The organism is Actinokineospora baliensis, from assembly GCF_016907695.1.
Lineage (GTDB): Bacteria > Actinomycetota > Actinomycetes > Mycobacteriales > Pseudonocardiaceae > Actinokineospora > Actinokineospora baliensis.
In genome coordinates, this window is sequence record NZ_JAFBCK010000001.1 from 4,544,754 (window position 1) to 4,564,268 (window position 19,515).

General features: G+C 69.7%; 13 protein-coding genes. 5 read left to right on the forward strand and 8 right to left on the reverse strand.

Annotated elements, in window-relative coordinates; genetic code table 11:
* The first annotated feature begins 78 nt into the window (after positions 1-78).
* Positions 79-2,469, forward strand: coding sequence for an ATP-binding cassette domain-containing protein (locus JOD54_RS20835; protein WP_204452226.1), 2,391 nt, complete (start codon positions 79-81; stop codon positions 2,467-2,469).
* A gap of 30 nt (positions 2,470-2,499) precedes the next feature.
* On the opposite strand, the gene JOD54_RS20840 is transcribed toward JOD54_RS20835, so the two are convergent.
* Positions 2,500-2,862 carry a hypothetical protein gene (locus tag JOD54_RS20840; protein ID WP_204452228.1) on the reverse strand — a complete coding sequence of 121 codons (363 nt, stop codon included), beginning with the start codon at positions 2,860-2,862 and terminating at the stop codon, positions 2,500-2,502.
* Positions 2,863-2,983: 121 nt separating this feature from the next.
* Between JOD54_RS20840 and JOD54_RS35690 the strand changes: the two genes are divergently transcribed.
* Positions 2,984-3,814: a helix-turn-helix transcriptional regulator gene (locus tag JOD54_RS35690; RefSeq protein ID WP_204452230.1), complete on the forward strand. Its 831-nt coding sequence runs from the start codon at positions 2,984-2,986 to the stop codon at positions 3,812-3,814.
* Positions 3,815-4,018: 204 nt separating this feature from the next.
* Here JOD54_RS35690 and JOD54_RS20850 read toward each other — a convergent pair whose 3' ends face one another.
* The 3 genes from JOD54_RS20850 to JOD54_RS20860 form a co-directional block, all read right to left on the reverse strand.
* Positions 4,019-4,156 carry a hypothetical protein gene (locus tag JOD54_RS20850; protein WP_204452233.1) on the reverse strand — a complete coding sequence of 46 codons (138 nt, stop codon included), beginning with the start codon at positions 4,154-4,156 and terminating at the stop codon, positions 4,019-4,021.
* 530 nt (positions 4,157-4,686) lie between these two features.
* Entirely contained in the window at positions 4,687-5,931 is a 1,245-nt protein-coding gene (locus JOD54_RS35695) for a pentapeptide repeat-containing protein (RefSeq protein WP_204452235.1), read from the reverse strand.
* A complete protein-coding gene (locus tag JOD54_RS20860; protein WP_204452238.1) occupies positions 5,928-6,923 on the reverse strand; it encodes a saccharopine dehydrogenase NADP-binding domain-containing protein in 996 nt (331 codons plus the stop codon). Before JOD54_RS20860 ends, JOD54_RS35695 begins: the two co-directional genes overlap by 4 nt.
* A 101-nt stretch (positions 6,924-7,024) precedes the next feature.
* Here JOD54_RS20860 and JOD54_RS20865 point away from each other — a divergent pair, with 101 nt between their 5' ends.
* The gene (locus tag JOD54_RS20865; RefSeq protein WP_204452240.1) at positions 7,025-7,936 is read left to right on the forward strand and encodes a helix-turn-helix domain-containing protein; all 912 of its coding nucleotides are present in this window, start codon (positions 7,025-7,027) and stop codon (positions 7,934-7,936) included.
* A 344-nt stretch (positions 7,937-8,280) separates the two neighbouring features.
* Here JOD54_RS20865 and JOD54_RS20870 read toward each other — a convergent pair whose 3' ends face one another.
* Positions 8,281-9,369, reverse strand: coding sequence for a M20 family metallopeptidase (locus tag JOD54_RS20870; RefSeq protein ID WP_204452242.1), 1,089 nt, complete (start codon positions 9,367-9,369; stop codon positions 8,281-8,283).
* Positions 9,370-9,507: 138 nt separating this feature from the next.
* Between JOD54_RS20870 and JOD54_RS20875 the strand changes: the two genes are divergently transcribed.
* Together JOD54_RS20875 and JOD54_RS20880 are read left to right on the forward strand one after the other, a co-directional pair.
* Complete coding sequence (locus JOD54_RS20875; protein WP_204452244.1) at positions 9,508-10,638, forward strand: Vgb family protein; 1,131 nt, start codon at positions 9,508-9,510, stop codon at positions 10,636-10,638.
* Positions 10,639-10,692: 54 nt separating this feature from the next.
* The gene (locus JOD54_RS20880; protein ID WP_204452246.1) at positions 10,693-14,064 is read left to right on the forward strand and encodes a TM0106 family RecB-like putative nuclease; all 3,372 of its coding nucleotides are present in this window, start codon (positions 10,693-10,695) and stop codon (positions 14,062-14,064) included.
* On the opposite strand, the gene JOD54_RS20885 is transcribed toward JOD54_RS20880, so the two are convergent.
* The 3 genes from JOD54_RS20885 to mmuM form a co-directional block, all read right to left on the reverse strand.
* Entirely contained in the window at positions 14,011-16,455 is a 2,445-nt protein-coding gene (locus tag JOD54_RS20885; RefSeq protein WP_504739770.1) for a tetratricopeptide repeat protein, read from the reverse strand. The genes JOD54_RS20880 and JOD54_RS20885 overlap by 54 nt on opposite strands.
* 215 nt (positions 16,456-16,670) lie before the next feature.
* On the reverse strand, positions 16,671-18,629 hold the full coding sequence (locus tag JOD54_RS20895) for a tetratricopeptide repeat protein (RefSeq protein ID WP_204452253.1): 1,959 nt from the start codon (positions 18,627-18,629) through the stop codon (positions 16,671-16,673).
* A complete protein-coding gene (gene mmuM, locus JOD54_RS20900) occupies positions 18,626-19,492 on the reverse strand; it encodes a homocysteine S-methyltransferase (RefSeq protein ID WP_204452255.1) in 867 nt (288 codons plus the stop codon). The genes JOD54_RS20895 and mmuM overlap by 4 nt, the downstream gene beginning before the upstream one ends.
* Positions 19,493-19,515 lie beyond the last annotated feature (23 nt).

The window sequence follows — 19,515 nt, forward strand, 5'->3', positions numbered from 1 at the left end:
CCCATCCGGTAGACAGTGACCGAAGTGCCGAACAGACCACCCACCCGGGCCGCGGCCGGGCCGACCGATGGAGAGACGATGAGCAAGCCCAAGCGGGCGGCCGCCCAGGCGACCGGGGCGCACGTCGCCGACAGCCACGAGCTGATCCGGGTGCTCGGCGCGCGGGAGAACAACCTCAAGGACGTCAGCGTCGAGCTGCCCAAGCGCCGGTTGACGGTGTTCACCGGGGTGTCCGGGTCCGGCAAGAGCTCGCTGGTGTTCAGCACCATCGCCGCCGAGTCGCAGCGGATGATCAACGAGACCTACAGCGCGTTCGTCCAGGGCTTCATGCCGACCCTGGCCCGCCCGGACGTCGACGTGCTCGAGGGCCTGACCACCGCGATCATCGTCGACCAGCAGCGACTGGGCGCCGACCCGCGCTCGACCGTCGGCACGGCGACCGACGCCAACGCGATGCTGCGGATCCTGTTCAGCAGGCTCGGCAAGCCGCACATCGGGTCACCGCAGGCGTTCTCGTTCAACGTCGCCTCGATCAGCGGCGCCGGGGCGGTCACCGTGGAGCGCGCGGGCAAGACGGTGAAGGAGCGGCGCAGCTTCTCCATCACCGGCGGCATGTGCCCGCGCTGCGAGGGCAGGGGCTCGGTCACCGACATCGACCTCACCCAGCTCTACGACGACTCCAAGTCGATCGCCGAGGGCGCGTTCACCATCCCCGGGTGGAAGTCCGACAGCTGGTGGACGGTGCGGATCTACGCCGAGTCCGGGTTCCTGGACCCGGACAAGCCGATCCGCAAGTTCACCAAGAAGGAGATGCAGGACTTCCTCTACCGGGAGCCGACCAAGGTCAAGGTGGAGGGGGTCAACCTCACCTACGAGGGCCTCATCCCCAAGATCCAGAAGTCGTTCCTGTCCAAGGACAAGGAGTCGCTGCAGCCGCACATCCGGGCCTTCGTCGAGCGCGCGGTCACCTTCACCACCTGCCCGGACTGCGCGGGCACCCGGCTCAGCGAGGCGGCCAGGTCGTCGAAGATCAAGCGGATCAGCATCGCCGACGCCTGCGCGATGCAGATCAGCGATCTCGCCGAGTGGGTCCGCGGCCTCTCGGAGCCGTCGGTCGCGCCGCTGCTGGAGACACTGGGGCACACGCTGGACTCGTTCGTGCAGATCGGCCTCGGGTACCTCTCGCTCAACCGGCCGTCGGGCACCCTGTCCGGCGGTGAGGCGCAGCGGGTGAAGATGATCCGCCACCTCGGCTCGTCGCTCACCGACACCACCTACGTCTTCGACGAGCCCACAATCGGACTGCACCCGCACGACATCCAGCGGATGAACGACCTGCTGCTGCGCCTGCGCGACAAGGGCAACACGGTGCTGGTCGTCGAGCACAAGCCCGAGGCCATCGCCATCGCCGACCACATCGTCGACCTGGGCCCCGGCGCGGGCACCGCGGGCGGCACCGTCTGCTTCGAGGGGACGCTCGAGGGCCTGCGCGCCAGCGGCACCGTCACCGGTCGGCACCTCGACGACCGGGCCTCGCTTAAAGACGAGGTCCGCGCGCCTAGTGGCGCGCTGCAGGTGCGGGGTGCCACCACCAACAACCTGCGCAAGGTCAACGTCGACATCCCGCTGGGCGTGCTAGTCGTGGTGACCGGCGTGGCGGGCTCGGGCAAGAGTTCCCTGATCCACGGCTCCGTCTCCGGCGGCGACGGCGTGATCTCGGTGGACCAGACCGCGATCAAGGGCTCCCGCCGCAGCAACCCGGCCACCTACACGGGTCTGCTCGAGCCCATCCGCAAGGCTTTCGCCAAGGCCAACAACGTGAAACCCGCCCTGTTCAGCGCCAACTCGGAGGGCGCCTGCCCCACCTGCAACGGCGCGGGCGTCATCTTCACCGACCTGGCCATGATGGCGGGCGTCGCCACCCCCTGCGAGCTCTGCGAGGGCAAGCGCTTCCAAGCCGAAGTCCTCGACTACAAGTTCGGCGGCCGCGACATCAGCGAGGTCCTCGCCATGTCCGTCACCGACGCCACCGAGTTCTTCAGCGGCGGAGACGCCCACATCCCCGCCGCCCACAAGATCCTCACCCACCTCTCCGACGTCGGCCTCGGCTACCTCAGCCTCGGCCAACCCCTCACCACCCTCTCCGGCGGCGAACGCCAACGCCTCAAACTGGCCACCCACATGTCCGAAAAAGGCGGCGTCTACGTGCTCGACGAGCCCACCACCGGCCTACACCTGGCCGACGTCGACCACCTGCTGGGCCTGCTCGACCGCCTAGTCGACTCCGGCAAGTCCGTCATCGTCATCGAACACCACCAAGCCGTCATGGCCCACGCCGACTGGATCATCGACCTAGGCCCAGGCGCAGGCCACGACGGCGGCAAGGTCGTCTTCGAAGGAACCCCCGCCGACCTGGTAGCCGCCCGCTCCACCCTCACCGGGGAACACTTGGCCGACTACGTCAGCTAATCCCACCAGCAGGTGCTCACGGGGTGGCCATCAGTAGCACAACTCGTACTGGTTGGGTTTCGCGAGGTTGGCCCTGGGCACGAATCCGGCGTACTTCTTGGACGCGGTGGTGACGTAGACCAGGTCCCAGTAGGGGATGCCGCCCACGGGTGAGCCTTCGACGTAGCAGTAGTCGAGCAGGACGTCTTCCGGGAAGACGTTCTCGGCGCGGTTGCACTGCGCGGACGGGCATTGGAACACCCAGGTGGGTGCGTACTTGACGTTGTTGAACATGACGCCTGCGGCACGCGCGGTGTCCGGCTTGTCGAGCGCGTCCGCCGGGGTGCTCAGCGCCATGGCGATCCCCGCCGCCGCCATGACCGCGAGCGCGGGCAGGAGCTTGTGCTTGATCATCTCGACCTCCGTCGTCGTGGTGACGGGAACCGACGCTAGTACGGGGCCGAAGGCGGGGTCTTGGACGAATGTCCGGTCGGGTTGTTGACCTTGTCGTCGGGCGGGGAGGACCGTCGGGGGCGTGGAGGACTTCTGGCGAACCCAGGTGCCACACCGGTTCCTCGCCCCCTGGGTCAGCTTCTACCTCGCCTGCCAACGGACAGCCGACGAGCCACGCACCGGGTTGGTCGCCGCGTTGAACTCGGTCATCGTGGTGATCGACCTCGACACCGGATCCCGGCTGCAGGTCACCGGCCTGTCCGACCGTCCGACCAGCTACCGGCGCCCCGCGTGGGAGCACGCGGTCATCGTTGAACTCACCCCGCCAGGCGCCCGAGCGCTGTTCGGCATCGCGCCCCGAGAACTGGCCAACACCACCACCGCGCTCGACGACCTGCTCGGCCCACGCGCGCGCCACCTGGCCGAGGAGTTGGCACTGGCACCGGACTGGGACCACCGGTTCCGCGTCCTGGACCACCGCCTCACCCAGTGGATCGACCCGGCCCCCGCCAAACACCTCGACAACGGCTGGCGGCACCTCACCGTCGCGGACACGCCGATCAGGGTCGACGCACTGGCCCGCGAGGTGGGCTTGAGCAGACAGCACCTGAGCACCAGCTTCCACCGGGACATCGGCCTACCGCCCAAGTCCGTCGCCAGAGTCGCCCGCTCCCACCGAGCCGTCCGACTGATGACCGGCAGCACACCGCCACCCCTGACCACCATCGCCGCGCACTGCGGCTACGCCGACCAAGCCCATCTCAACCGCGACTTCCGCCAACTGGTCGGCTGCACCCCCACCGAACTGGTCCGCCACGGCAGCAACCGAACCGACTTCTTCCTCGGCAGCCTGATCAGCCTGCGCCCAACCCCCCGCACCGGCACCCGCCTCGAATCAGGCAGACCCCTCTAGAAGACACCTCGACACACCCTTGGCCATCGACATCACATCCGGCTGCGGCGCCGTGCCTACGGGCGACCAGGTTCCCGCCGAAGCGACTCAGCCGCAGATCAACCGGGCGACTGAGTCGTCGCGCACGCTGACCACCACCCCGTCGCCCATGCGTTCCAGCGGCACCCAGGCGCTCGCAGTCGACGTTCGCCAACGCCTCGTGCGTCAGGTGAGGTCGGCAGTGGCGCACACGCCCACCAAGGCCAGCGTGGCGGCGCCTGCGGCCGCAGCCGTGATCGATTGGGCCACCTCGTCGTCGCGCACGCTGACCACCACCCCGCCGCCCATGCGTTCCAGCGGCACCCAGGCGCCCTCAGTCGACGTTCGCCATCGCTTCGCGCATCAGGTGAGGTCGGCAGTGGCGCACACGCCCACCAAGGCCAGCGTGGCGGCGCCTGCGGCCGCAGCCGTGATCGATTGGGCCCACCTCGTCGTCGCGCACGCTGACCACCACGCCGTCGCCCATGCGTTCCAGCGGCACCCAGGCGCCCTCAGTCGACGTTCGCCAACGCCTCGCGCATCAGGTGAGTTCGGTAGCGGCGCACAGTCCTGCCAAGGCCAGCACCCGCAGCCGCAGACGTGATCGATTGGGCCCACCTCGTCGTCGCGCACGCTGATCACACCCTCGTCGCCCTCGGGCTTCGAGCAGCATCCGCGTCCGCGTGCCGGTCGACGTTCGCCAACGCTTCTCGCACCGGGTAAGCGAGTTCGGCAGCGGGCGCACACGCCCACCAAGGCCAACACCCGCAGCCTCAGCCGTAGGGCAGCCCATCCGTTCTCCAGCGGGCTGGCAGCGCGACGACGTGCGGTCCTGGCCGGGGATTGGCGGAGCGTCAATCCGGGGTGTTCAGGTACGGGGCCAGTGCGGGTGGGGTGCCGCGGTCGAAGGTGGTGTTGTGGAAGTCCGCGGTGGTGAAAGTGGTGTCGGCGAAGTCGGCGTTGGCGGTGAAGGTGGATGTGGTGAAGTCGGCCGTGGTGAAGGTGGCGGCTCTGAAGTCGGCGTAGCCGGTAAAGGTGGCGGCGGCGAAGGTGACGTCTTCGGTGAACTCCGCCTGTTCGAAGTCGACGCCGTCGGTGAAGGTGGTGGAGCCGAAGTTGGTGGGGCCGGTGAACCTCGCCTGGTCGAAGTTGGCGCCGTCGGTGAAGGTGGACCACTCGAAGTCGGCGGCGGCGAACGTCGCCTGTTCGAAGTTGGCGTGGTCGGTGAAGGTCGCCCATTCGAAGTCGGTTTCGCGGTGGAAGGTGGCCAGCGCGAACGTGACCCCGCCGGTGAAGGTGGTGCCGCTGAGGTCGGCGGGGCCGGTGAACGTCGCGGCCGAGAAGTCGGCGTAGCCGGTGAAGGTGGCGGACTTGAAGACCGCCGAGCGGGCCGCACACCGGTGCAGGCTGAACCCGATGAGGGTCGCGGCGGTGAGGTCCAGGTCGATGCCGCGCCAGAAGCCGGGGTTGTCGGGGCAAAGGTGCGCGGTGAGCAGCCGCTGCGCGGTCAGTCGGAACTCGCGCTCCTGCAGCCGCTCCCTATAGGCCTCCGCCGTGGTGCCTTCCGGCAGGTCGTCCTCGTCGGGCAGGTCCGCGGGCATGCGCAGGCACGAACACAGCACGTTGATGATCGTCTGCCGCTGGCCCGGGTTGTCCTGCGCCAGCCGCTCCAGCGCGTACAAACCGCCCAAGCGCACCGGTGCCTGCGCCGCCCCCAGCAACTCGACCGCCTTCGTGTACAGGTCGGTGATCCGCCGCGCCGCCGCGTCCTCCCTGGTGTCGGCGGCGACCCGCTCCTGCAGCGCGAGCGCCTGCTCGGTCGCAGCCTGCTCGCGGTCGCGCTGCCGCAATGCGATCTCGGTGCTGCGCTGTCTTCGCGCGGCCAGCAGCAGCGCCGCCGCGCCGCCGGTGCCGACCACGATCGAGCCCGCGGTGCGGATCGCGTCGAGCCGAATCCGGTTCACCTCTGTGTCGCGGCCCGCGTTGCCCAGCACCAGCCACGCCGTCACCCCGGCCCCGACCCCCAGGATCAGCGCCGCCCACACGATGATCGCCTTCACCGACAGGACGGTGTAGCTGTCCGCTTCCCGGCTCGTCACCACCCCAGGGTGCCGCCGGTGCCCTGTCCCAGCGACTCCACGGTGAGCCGCGGCGCCAACGCGCGCAGGAAATCGGCGGCGTCGAAGATCTTCCCGGCCGACGCCACCCCGGTCGCCCGAGTCCGCCCGGACAGGATCCGCTCGACCGCCTCCACCGCGAGCGGCGCGCTGATCGCGTAGATGTCCTGACCGGACGCCACGACGCGCCGGTCGACCCCGCCGGAGCGCACCAGCACGTCGACCACGAACGTCTGGTCCGGCCGCTCGGAGATCACCCCGCCCGCCAGGTCCCGCGCCGCCTCGACCGCCATGTACGTGCGGACCTCGGGAACCGCCAGGTGGCTGGGGACGGTGACCACGTCGGCCATGGTGAACTCGCCGATCACCTCGCGCGGCCCCGACGGGAATGGCCACTCCAGCGTCGGCAGGCTGTCGTCGTGGTACTCGAGCGCGCCGCCGGTGAACCGCACCCGCCGCCCGCCGCGCCGCGCGCTCGACACCGCGCCCGCCGCGACGGTGCCCTCGGTGGGGTGCCAACTGCTCAACCCATAGGCGACGTGCACCTCGTCTGCGGCCGCCGAGTCGCCCAGCGCGGCCGTGACCAGCAGGTCGCCGAGCCCGCCGAAGAACGCCATCGCGGGGACCACCACCGTGTCCGAGAACCGGGCGAAGGTGTCCACGTTGGCCTCGACCTCGGCCGCCACGTCCACGTACGGGATGCCCGCGCGCCCGGCCGCCTCGATGACCGGCGCAGCGGTCACTGCGAACGGCCCAGCGCAGTTGATCACGGCGGCGACCCCGCGCAACGCCCGGTCGAGAGCCGCCGGATCGTCGACCGACGCCTGCCGGGTGTCCAGGTCGGGGTGGGCGGCGGCCAGCTTGTCCGCGTCACGGCCGGACGGCACCGGGTTGTGGCCACGTTCCCGCAGCTCAGCGACCACGAACCGCCCCGTGTGCCCGTACCCGCCGTACACCGCGATCTCCTCGCCCATCGACTCTCCCACCCGTGCCGGAACCAGTGCCCGACCATCGTGCGGGTGACCTCCACGCCGTCACCAGCGTCCGGAACGCCATGATGCGTACACTTTCGGACATGCCCACCGTCGCCCTCGCCGCCACCGACGGCATGCTGCACTTCGAGCTGGCGCTGGCGCACGAGGTGTTCACCGCGACCAGCTACGACCTGGTCATCTGCGGCACCGGCCCGGTCCGCCTCGGCCGGTTCGACCTGCGGCCTGACCACGGACTCGACCACCTCGCCCGCGCCGACACCGTCATCGTCCCCGGCTGGTCCGACGTCGACGTGACCCCGCCGGACGACCTCGTCGACGCCGTCCGCGCCGCCCACGAAGCGGGCGCCCGCGTCGCGTCGCTGTGCACCGGCGCGTTCGTACTCGCCGCCGCGGGCCTGCTGGACGGTCGCCGCGCGACGACCCACTGGGCCCACACCGACGACCTCGCCGCCCGCTACCCCCTGGTCGAGGTCACCCCGGACGTGCTCTACGTCGACAACGGCAGCGTCCTCACCTCAGCGGGCAAAGCCGCCGCGATGGACCTATGCCTCCACCTAATCCGCACCGACCACGGCGCCGCCGTCGCCAACACCATCGCCCGCCGCCTGGTCGTACCCCCACACCGCGCGGGCGGCCAAGCCCAGTTCGTCACCACGCCGGTACCGGTGAAGGACGCCCCACTCACGGCACTGCTCCCGTGGGTCTCGCAACGCCTGGACCAGCCGCTCACCGTGGAAGACCTCGCCCGGCAGGCGAACATGAGCTCCCGCACCCTCACCCGCCACTTCCGCTCATCCATCGGCACTACGCCGTTGCAATGGCTACTCACCCAACGCATCCGCCGCGCCCAAGAACTCCTCGAAAGCACCGACACCAACATCGACGCAATAGCAGCAGCCACCGGCATGGGCACCGCCACCACCCTGCGCCGCCACTTCCACCGCACCCTCGGCGTCCCACCTGACGCCTATAGGCGCACCTTCCGGGGCTAGCAACCACCGAAGATCGGTGCGGCCAACTTCAAGGGGCGACTGAACAGCAGAAGTTCCAGTGCGTCGCCTTCCCCAGTAGGCCCCGCCCGCTGCAGAGTGTCCGGCGGACCGTCAACGGCAACTACCTGCCATCCTTCGACGGCATCACCCACACCCCGATCTTCGGGTGTGGAGGTGGGCGCAGGGGCGCTCGGTAGTGTCCGTGCTGTCGTGCTGGCCAGTGGGCCGAGCAACGTTTCGCCGCCACTTCCACCGCACCCTCGGCGTCCCACCTGACGCCTATAGGCGCACCTTCCGGGGCTAGCAGACACCGCCCGATGCGGTGGTTGGAGAGGCCGCCTGAGCTACCGCACACCGGACAGGAAGTCGACCAGCGCCCGGTAGTACGGCTCAACCGTCGTCAGGTCGGCGTACTCATCCGGCCCGTGCTGGCCGTCGCCGCCGATGCCAAAGATCACCGCGTCGATGCCGTGCTGGTGGTAGAAGCGCGAGTCGGCCGCGCCGTGTTTGCGCAGAAAGTCACCGGAGTAGCCCTGGGCTCGCGCGGCACGCTGCAATGCCGCCACGTCCGCCCCCTCCGGGTCGGCGTGGTGCGGTGGCTCGACCCGGTCGACCTCAACGACGACATCAGCCGGGCACAGCGACGTCAAATACGCGGCGACCTCGTCCGGCGTGCGGCCCGCGAAGTCCCCGTCCTCCGCCGTGTACCGGATGTCCAGCCACGCCGTCGCGTCCGCGGGCACCTGGTTCACCGCGGTGCCCCCCGTCTCCACCCTGGCCACGTTCACCGTCGTACGCCACACCTCCTCCGCCGCCACCGGATACACCGCCAACACGCCGTCAATCGCACGCATCAATTTGAGTACCGCGTTGTCGCCCAACCACGGGTACGCGCTGTGCGCGGCCCGCCCCGAAGCCCGCACCCGAGCCGTGAGCAGCCCCTTCGACTCGACCACCAGACGCAGTCCGCTGTACTCGCCGATCACCACGAAATCCGCCGACACCCCCTGCGCCAGTTGGAAAGCGGTCCCGTCGTACCCGCCGACCTCCTCGTCGGTGACCAACTGCAGGCCAACCGGAACCTCCGCAGGCGCGTCCCGAAATGCCATCGCCTGCGCCAAAGCCGACAGCTTCATGTCCTGCGCACCGCGAGCGAACAACCGGTCACCGTCGCGCCGTGGTTGGAACTGCTCCGGCGTACCGGGAACCACGTCCAGGTGTCCGTTGAGCAGCACCCGAAACTGCGGCCGCCGCGCACCCCGGTACACCAACGCGCTGGGTTTCCCGTTGGACACGAACCGCTCCACCGTGAACCCCGGCCCGACCACCCCCAACGTGAACTCCAGCGCGCGCTCCAGTTCCGCACCCCGATCGGCCGTGGACGGGATGGCCAACAACTCCTCGCCCAGCGCCAGGAACTCGCGAATATCCATACCCGCATCCTGCCCGCTCACGGCTCCGACCGAAATAGAGTCCACTGTGGACATAGCTCGCACTTTCACCTGACAGGGGGATCGCGGCCGCCGCGAAGCCGCCCCTAGCATCCCGACGGTCGATCCCGGGAGGCATCGTTGCACCGCACCAGCCGCTCCATCGCCGCCGCGCTCGTGGTGGCCGCGCTGCTCACCCCTGTCCCGGCGTCGGCCGCGTACCCGATCACCGAGTACGGCCCCGTGCCGTCCTCGATCCCGGTCGGCGGCGTGTGCGAGGTCGAGTTCGACCACACCGGCGCGCTCTGGGTCGAGCAGTACCTCAGCAGCCAGGTCGCCCGGTTCGACCCGGCGACCGGCGCGTTCACCAACTTCAGCACCCCCATGCCGCTGTCGGTGCCCGGCGGGATGGACCTCGACCTGGCAGGTGACCTGTGGATGCCGCAGGTCACCGGCAACAGCCTGCTGCGCGTCGACACCGCGACCGGCGCCATGACCGAGTTCCCGCTGCCCTGGGCGAACGCGCTCAACCTCCAGCCGCTCGGCATCCCGCTGCACAGCGGCCTCGGCCTGGCCAACGACATCGCGCTCGGCCCCGACGGCGCCCTGTGGTTCACCCTCGGCGGCCTCAACTCGATCGGCCGCTACGACCCGGCCACCGGCGCGTGGGCCCGCTTCCCCGTACCGGGGGAGATCCTCGGCCAGGTCGGCGCCCTGTTCGGCATCATCAAACCCGGCCCTGGCCGCACCGTCGTGTTCGACCTGCCGCAGCTGAACAAGGTCGCGACCCTCGACGTCGACACGCACCGCTTCACCCAGTACACGATGCCCACCCCGCTGTCGTTCCCGGTCGGCGTGCGCACCGCCGCCGACGGCACGATCTGGGTCGCCGAGGCCGTCGGCATGAAGATCGCCCGCATCAACCCCGGCACCGGCCAGATCACCGAGTACCCGCTGCTGGGCGTCAACGGCCTGCTCACCAGCCTCCTCGGTGGCCTGGGTGTAGGCAGCATCGGCAACCCGCTGCCCACGCCCGGCCCGATCGCCGAGGCCAGTGACGGCAACATCTACTTCGCGGTCAGCTTCCCGGTGCCGATCGGTTTCGGCAACCAGATCGCCCGGTTCAACCCGGTGACCCACGAGGTTCGGATGTGGAGCACCCCGTCGTCGGCGTCCTACCCGTGCGACATCAACGTCCACCAGCCCGGCGCCGTGTGGTTCGGCCTGCTGACCAGCAACAAGATCGGCAAGCTCGACCTCGCCGCGACCTGAGCCCGGCGTGTCGGTCCGGGGTCGACCCGGCACCCGGTGGCACACTCGCTCGCGATGTACACCCCCTCCGACCTCGCCGACCTGCTCGACTGCGAGCACCGCAGCATCCTGAGCCAGGCCAGCGCGGCGGGGGTGCCGGGCGCGCCGCAGCCGGGGCCCGGGCCAGACCGGCTGACCGTCAAGTACGGCAAGGAGCACGAACAGGCCACGCTGACCCGCCTGCGCGGGGAGCAGCACGCGGTCATCGAGATCGACTCGCGGGACCCGGTCACCGCCGCCGCCGAGACCGCCGAAGCGCTGCGCTCCAGCGCCCCGGTCGTCTACCAGGCGGTGTTCCACGAAGACGGGCCCGACGGGATGACCGGCCGCGCCGACTTCCTGTTGCGCGGGCCCGACGGCCGGTACGAGGTGTACGACACGAAGCTCGCCCGGCACGCGCGCCCATCGGCGGTGATCCAGGTCGTTGCCTACGCCGATGCACTGACCAGGGCCGGGTGGCCCGCGGGGCCGGACACGCACCTGTTGCTCGGCGACGGCAGCCGTGCGTCCTTCCGGGTGGACGAGTTCCTCCCGTTGCTGCGCAGGCTGCGTGGCAGGCTCCTCGACCGCGCGCCGCAGCTGCCCGACCGGCTGTGGGGCGACGAACGGCCCGCGTGCTCAGGTTGCCCCTATGCCGAGCATTGTGCTTCCGGTCGTGCTGCCGACCGCGATCTTGCGCTCGTCGCAGGCATCCGTGCGGATCAACGCCGGAAATTGCTCGACGGCGGGCTCGGCACCATCGACGCACTCGCCGCCGCAGGACCTGACGACCGCCCCGCAACGTTGTCCCTCGCGTCCTACACGGCCCTGCGCGCGCAGGCGGCGATTCAGGTCCGCCAGGACGCCACCGGTGAGGTCGCGTTCGAGCTCGTGGACGAAGACGCGCTCGCGACGCTCCCGCCACCCAGTGCGGGCGACGTCTTCTTCGACATGGAGGGCGACCCGTACGCCTTCGGCGGCAGCGGCCTGGAGTACCTGTTCGGCGCCGTCGCCGACGGCCGATTCACGCCGTTCTGGGCCCACACGCGAGCCGCGGAACGCAGCGCTTTCGAGAAGTTCGTCGACTTCGCCACCGCTCGACTCGCAGAGCACCCGGACGCGCACATCTACCACTACGCGCCGTATGAGTCCGCAGCTCTCAAGCGGTTGGCCGCACTGCACGGCACCCGCGAAGAAGCGGTCGACACTCTGCTGCGCCGCGAATCGCTGGTCGACCTCTTCGCTGTGGTGCGCAAGGCTTTGCGGGTGTCGCAGCGGTCGTACTCGATCAAGGCGCTCGAACCGCTCTACATGCCCGACGCGCGCGAGGGCGAGGTCAAGACGGCGGCGTCGAGCATCGAGGCGTACGAGGACTACCTGACGCTCACCGGTGCGGGGGAGGCCGAGCGCGCGGCCGAAGTGCTGCAAGGGATCGCGGACTACAACGAGTACGACTGCGTATCCACCCAGCGGCTTTTCGAGTTCCTGCACGAAGTCCGTGTGCGGGAAGGCATCGAGACGCGGGAACCCGAGGTCAAGTCCGAACTGGACATCGGCCTCGACGACGTCAAGGCGGCGGAACGGGCCGAGAAGGCCGAGATGCTCGCCAAGCTCGTCGACACGCTGATCGAGGGGCTGCCGGACGACCCTGCTGAGTTCACCGCCGACGAGCGCGCACGCGCTTTGCTGGCGGCCTCGGTCGGCTACTACCGGCGGGAGAGCAACCCGGCCTGGTGGGAGTTCTTCCGCCAGCTCGCCGCGCCGCTGCACGACCTGGAGGCCGACTCCGCCTGCACGGTGCCGGTGCGGGTGGCGGCGGGGGAGTGGGAAGCCCCGAAACGCCGCAACGGCAAGGCAAAGCGTGTCCTCCAGGTGACCTGCGACCCGGACCGGCCGCACCCGTTCACCGTCGGCGACCAGGTGCGGCTGCGGTACGGCGGGGCCAAGGGAGACGGCGTGGTCACCCAGGCGTCCACTGATCACGTGGTTGTGCTGGAAAGCCGCGCTGTGGACGAGACTGATTCTGTTGTGCCGCAGGCGTTGCTGCCTGGCGAACCGGTGCGAGCGGCTCCGAAGGATGAAGCGGTCCTGGAACTCGCACAACAGGTCGCGGGCCTGCTTCCTTTGCTGCCAGCACATCCCGGCATCGACTTGTTGCTCCGCACCCCGCCCAGGTTGCGTGGTGGTCGCGCCCTTCCGGAACCCGGTGACGATCTGGTCCGCACGGTGATCGAGACCGTCGATGCGTTGGACGGATCGACGCTCGCCGTGCAAGGACCACCCGGCGCGGGCAAGACGTACCTGGCGGGCAGGCTGATCGCGCACCTGGTGAAGTCCGGTCGCACTGTTGGTGTCACGTCCACCAGCCACAAGGCCGTGGAGAACGTGCTCTCCGCTGCCTTGTCCGCAGCTCCAGGACTTCCGGTTGCCAAACGACCCCGCGGCAAGACCCCCGCGCCAGACGCCGCCTGGGAACAGCCGAAGGACTTCGCCGCGTTGGCTCGGTGGCGCGAAGAGAACAACATGGGCCACCTGGTCGGCGGCACCGCCTGGAACTTCGCCAACAAGACCCTGCGCGCAGAACCCTTCGACGTCCTGATCGTCGACGAGGCAGGCCAATTCGCCCTCGCCGACGCCCTCGCGGTCTCCACCTGCGCCCGCAACCTCATACTCCTCGGCGACCCGCGCCAGCTACCCCAAGTCGTCCAAGGAACCCACCCCGCCGGTGCCGACGCCTCAGCCCTGGGCCACCTCCTCGGCGAGGCCGACATCATCCCACCAGACCTCGGCTTCTTCCTCGACCAAACCCGCCGCATGCACCCCAATGTTTGTGCCCCAGTCTCCCGCCTCTCCTACGCGGGCCGACTGCACTCACATCCCAGCGCCGCCAACCGATCCATCGACGGCATCACGGCGGGCTTGCACGTGCTTGAGGTCCCGCACAAGGGAAACACCACCCGGTCCACAGAGGAAGCCGCCGCCCTAGCGGACCTCGTCACCACCCTCCACGGCCGCCCCTTCCACGACAAAGACGGCACCCGCCCCCTCACCGACGACGACATCCTCGTAGTGGCCCCCTACAACCTTCAGGCCCGAGTCGTCACCCGCGCCCTGGAAGCCACCGGCCACCCCAACATCCGCGTCGGCACCGTAGACCGCTTCCAAGGCCAAGAAGCCCCCGTCGTCATAGCCACCATGACGTCATCCTCGGCCGCCGACCTCCCCCGAGGCCTGGACTTCCTCCTGTCCCGCAACAGGCTGAACGTGGCCCTCTCCCGAGCCCAAACCCTGGCAGTCTTGATCTGCTCCCCACACCTAGTGGAGGCGGACATCCGCACCACCCAACAAATGCGCCTACTCTCCGGCATGATCGGCCTCCTCGACGACGCCACCCCCTGGCCCACCTGAGGAAGCAGTCAGACTCTGGTGCCGCCTTTGCCAGTAGACGAGACTTTGACGGGTGCCGAGCGTGGCGGGGTGATCGGGTCCGAGGATGCGGAGCCGGTGGGCGAGTAGCTTGGTAAGTGCCTGTATCGCGCCGCGTACATCTCCCAATCGGCCTTGCCAGTAGGCGAGGTTGGCGCGGGCGATGAGTGTGTTGGGGTGGTCGGGTCCGAGGACGCGGAGTCGGTCGGCGAGTAGTTCGGCGTAGGCCTGCATTGCCCCGACTACGTCTCCTGCTTGGCCCTGTCGGCTGGCGAGGTTGGCTCGGCAGATGAGGGTCTCGGGATGATCGGGTCCGAGGACGCGGAGTTGGTCGGCGAGCAAGTCGGTGTAGTCGGACACAGTTGTCGAGGTATCGCCTGTCTGCGCTGTCCAGTAGATGAGGTTGCTGCGAATGACGAGAGTGGCGACGTGGTCGGGTCCGTAGATGCGCTGCGCGTCGGCAAGCAATGCACTGAAGTCGGCCACGGCTCCGTCGAAGTCGCTTGCTTCTCCCTTTACTCCCGCCAGGTTGGCCCGGGTGGTGAGGATGCTCGCCTCTCCCAGGCCTCGGGCCTGTTCCTTGTCGGCGATCAGCAGGGTGTATTGCCGCACAGATTCCGCCACATCTCCAGCTTCGGCTTGCCAGAGGGCAAGGTTGGCTCGGGCGTCAAAGGCATCACTGTGCTCGGATCCAAGGTGGTGATGGATCCTGGACAACAGGTCTCGGTGGTAGGCGACTGCGGTGTGAACTTGGCCCGCCCTGCCGAGGCTTGAGCCCGCCCGAAACAGGACAGAGTGAGTGCCAGTGTCATCCAGCAAGCCTTCGCCGTATTCCGCGAGAGTGGCTGTGTTAGCCCTCAGCCTCGCGCCCAGGGCGGAGTCGCGTTCGATCGTCGGCCAACTGTCCACTAGTGCGTCAGCGGCTACCTGCGTGAGCACCGGGATTCGATCTTCTAGCACCTGGTCTCTGGTGGCGCGCTGGATCAAGGCATGTACACGGGCATTGGTTCCAGCGACCTCGGTGTCGACGGTGATGAGGTTAAGTCGGGCCAAGCATCCGAGGGCCCTCGATGCGGTCTCCGCGTTCACCTCCTGCCCGCTTCCAGTGGACAAGTATTTCAAGACAGGGTCCGCGGTCAGCACGGACAACGGGATGCCGTTGGGGTCGAGCAGGGACATCACCGCCAGCATCGGTCTTGCCAATCCCGCCGGTGGCAACTGGTCCGCCGCATCGATCGAGATCGACCAGGTGGTGGCGGTCCGGGCACCCGGACCCGACCAGTCCTCCGGGAACATCTCCGCCAGCGTCGCCCGCTTGGTGCGCCACTTCTCCACGTATCCCAAACACGTCATCCCCGGCGTCATCGCCAAGTGCGCCGCCGCCTGGCTCAGGGCTAGCGGCAGGTGCCCCAACAACGCGGCCAACTCCGAAACCCCAGGCACGTCACCAAGCACACCACGCAGGTACTCCGCCGACTCGGCCTCGGTGAACACGTCCAACGGCACCAACCGCTGAGTCGCAGTCTGCAGCGCCCACCGCTCGTTGCGCCGCGTCGTCACCACCAGTCGCCCGTGCGCCCCCGTGGACGGCCACAGCCCCTGCACGTCCGCCGGATCCGCCACGTCGTCGAACACCAGCAGCCACGTCCGGGTCGTGCTCGCGCACCAGTCGAGGAACTTCCGAGCGCCCTGCTCCGCGTCCTCGATCACCGACTCCGTGACCACCGCCGCCAACTCCGCCAACCCGCTGACCAGGCTCGACCGCGACGTGGCCGTCACCCAGCCCACCAGGTCCGCCGACGTCCGGCTCGCGTACTCCGCCGCCGTCTGGGTCTTGCCCACCCCGCCCATCCCCGACAGCACCACCCCGCCGGAGACCAACCCCGCCAACTCCGGCACCGACCGCGGCTGGAACCCGTCCACCACCACCGGCACCTTCCCCGACCGGTAGGGCAGCCCACCCACCGGCCGGACTACCCCACCGACCGTCACCGGCCCGTGCACCGTGTGGATCTGCGCCGCGGCCCCCGACACATCCCCGTCCAGGCGGTTCAGCTCACCCATGCCCCCATCATCGACCATCCCCTCGTACGCGATACCAAAGACAGCCCCAGCGGTAGCGAGCGCACCGCGCATGCCGCCAATCGCATCGATACCGCTAGTTCGGAAAGCGGTCCGCTCGGTTGAACGTGTTGGCCGCGCCGACCTGTGGTCAGCGGGTAGCCGAGCAACGCTGCGACAGCCTGTGTCGTCCGATTGCATCGAGACCTCGGCTCGCGGGGTGTGGCCGCTCGGTGAACGTGTTGGCCGCGCCGGTCTGTGGTCAGCGGGTAGCCGAGCAACGCCGCGACTGCGTGTGCAGTCCGATCGCATCGAGGCCACCGCTCGCGGGGTGGCCGGAGCGAGGTGCCGGACGCCATCGGTCGGGCCAGCCCGTTTGCGCCAGGTGGCGATTGGTCCGTGTCGGGAGGGTTGCGGGGCGGTCTGGCGCCGGTGCGCGGGCCCGAACGGCGAGCGAGCCCGCGTGGCGAGTCAGGTCGCGGCCAAGCCAGGCACTCACCGAACGGGCTGGCGGGTTCCCCAGGTGCTCAGTGGTCACCAAGCCCGGCTCGTTCGCGCCAGATGGCGAGCTTCGTCCGCGTGGCCATGGTCGCCGGGTGGTCTGGTCCCAGCACCCGGATCCGGTCAGCGAGCAACTCCGCCAGGGCATGCGCTGCCCCGACGGCGTCGCCCGCTTCGCCGCGGTGGCGGGCCAGGTTGCTGCGGGTGGCCAGGGTGTGAGGGTGGTCCGGCCCCAACACCCGGAGTCGGTCGGCGAGCAACTCGGCGAAGTCCTCTGCGACTCCGGTGTGCCCGGCCTCGCCGCGCCAGTAGGTGAGGTTGTTGCGGGTGGTGAGGGTGTCCGGGTGGTCCGGGCCGAGTACGCGGGTCCGATCGGCGAGCAGGCTGGTCAGGTCACGCACGGCGGCCGCGGGGTCGCCGCCGAGTCCTCGCTGGCGGGCCAGGTTGCTGCGGGTGATCAGGGTGTCGGGGTGGTCCGGGCCCAGGATCCGCGTCCGGTCGGCCAGCAGCTGCACGAACGCCTCGGTGGCCTGGGCCCGTTTGCCCGCCTTGTCCAGTTGCCGCGCGAGGTTGCTGCGGCTGGTGAGCGTGTCCGGGTGGTCGGGACCCAGCACCCGCAGCCGGTCCGCGTACAGCTTGACGACGGTGTCGTACGACCCGGTGAGGTCGCCCGCTTGGCGTTGCCAGTAGCCGATGCTGTTGCGGGTCTTGAACGTGTCGGGGTGATCAGGCCCGAGGTGGTGCTCGGCGGCCGCGAGCAAGGTGCGGAAATAGGCGACGCCAGCCCGCACCTGGCCAGCTTCGCCGAGGCTGCGACCCGCGCGCAACAGCAGGTCAGGACGCCCGGACCGCCACAGGTGGTCGCCACCGAACGCGGTCAGCGCGGCAGTGTTGGCCCGCAGCATCGCCGCGTGTTCGGTGTCGCGCTCGATGTCCGGCCAGTTCGCGAGGATCGCGTCGGCGACCACTCGGGTCAGCAGCGCCAGTCGCTCGGTGGGCAGGTGCTCGCGGCTGACCTGTTGCACCAGCGCGTGCACCCGGGCGACCGGCCCCAGGGACTCGGTGTCGACGGTGATCAGGTTGAGGCGGCGGAGTGCGCCGAGGGCGCGGGTCGCGCCGTCCACGTCGATGGGTTCGCCGCTGCCGGTGGACAGGTAGGTCAGGATCGGCTGGGCTGTCAGCACGGGCAGCGGGATGCCGTTGGGGTCCAGCAGCGACATCACCGACAACATCGGGCGGGCCAGATCGCACAGGGTGTCGGCCGCGTCGACGGAGACCGCCCAGGTCTTGGCCACGGTCTCGGAGCCGTCATCCGGGAACATCTCCCGCAGTGCGGCCCCTCGCCACTTGGCGATGTAGGACTCGCAGGTCATGCCAGGGGTCATCTCCAAGTACGCCGCGGCCTGGCCAAGTGCGAGGGGGAGTTGACCGAGGAGCTCCGCCAGGTCGTCCACCCCCGGGGCGTCCCCGAGCACGCCCCGCAGGTACGCCGCCGACTGGGTTTCGGTGAACACCTCCACCGGCACCATCCGCCGGGTGGCGGTTTGCAGCGCCCACCGCTCGTTGCGGCGGGTCGTCACCACCAGTCGCCCGTGGGCACCTGTGTTCGGCCAGAGGTCCTTCACATCCGCCGGGTCCGCCAGGTCGTCGAACACCACCAGCCACGTGTGGTCGGTGCTCGCGCACCAGTCCAGGAATCGCCGCGCCCCCCGTTCGGCGTCGTCCGCCACCGACCCGGTGACCACCGTCCCCAGCTCCGCCAAGCCGCTGACCAGGCTCGACCGCGAAGCGGCCGTCACCCAGCCCACCAGGTCCGCCGACGCCCGGCTCGCGTACTCAGCCGCCGTCTGGGTCTTGCCGACGCCGCCCAGGCCGGACAGCACCACCCCGCCGGAGACCAGCCCTTCCAGTTCCGGGACCAGCCTCGGTTGGAACCCGTCCACCACGGCGGGCACGGCGCCCGACCGGAACGGCAGCCCGGTCACGACCCCACCGCTCTGGCCAGATCGGCGATGTCGGCGGGGGTGACCCGGCAGCAGCCGCCGACCACCTGGGCGCCCGCGGCCACCCACTCCGCCGCCAGGTCCACGGAGAACCGGGACGGGCCGCTCCAATCGCCGGTCCAGGATTCGCCGCTGTTGGGGTAGACGATGATGGGTTTGTCGGTGACGGAGCGGGCGACGGCGATCGCGGGGCCGATGTCGGTGGGGGAGCTGCAGTTCACGCCGACCGCCGCGACCGACGGGCTCGCCGCGGCGGCGTCGAAGGCTTCGGCCAGGGGTTGACCGGCGCGGGTGCGGTCGCCGTCGATCGTGTAGGCGACCCACGCGGGCACGTCGACCTCGGTCAACGCCACGGCCAAGGCCTGCGCCTCGACCATGTCCGGCACCGTCTCGCACGCCAGGATGTCCGGTCGAGCGCTCGCGAGCACCTCCAGCCGCGGCCGATGCCAGTCGGCCAGGGCCGACACCGACATCCCGTACCGGCCCCGGTACTCCGACCCGTCGGCCAGGAAAGCCCCGTACGGCCCGACCGACGCCGCGACCCACTGTGACAGTGAGGTGCGCGCGGCGATCGCCACCTCGACCCCGAGCCGCATCAACCGCTCAGCGCCCGCCCGGTCGATGCCACGAGCCGCGAACCCCTCGAAAGACGCCTGGTAGGTCGCCGTGGTCGCGATGGACGCCCCAGCCTGGAAGAACGCCAGGTGAGCGGCCGTCAGCACACCGGGCTCATCCACCAACATCCGCGCCGACCACAACGCGTCCGACATGTCATGGCCCCAGGCGCGCAGTTCGGACGCCAGGCCGCCGTCGAGGATCACGGGGGAACCGGTCAGGAAGTCCACCCACGCAAGACTACGTCCGTAGG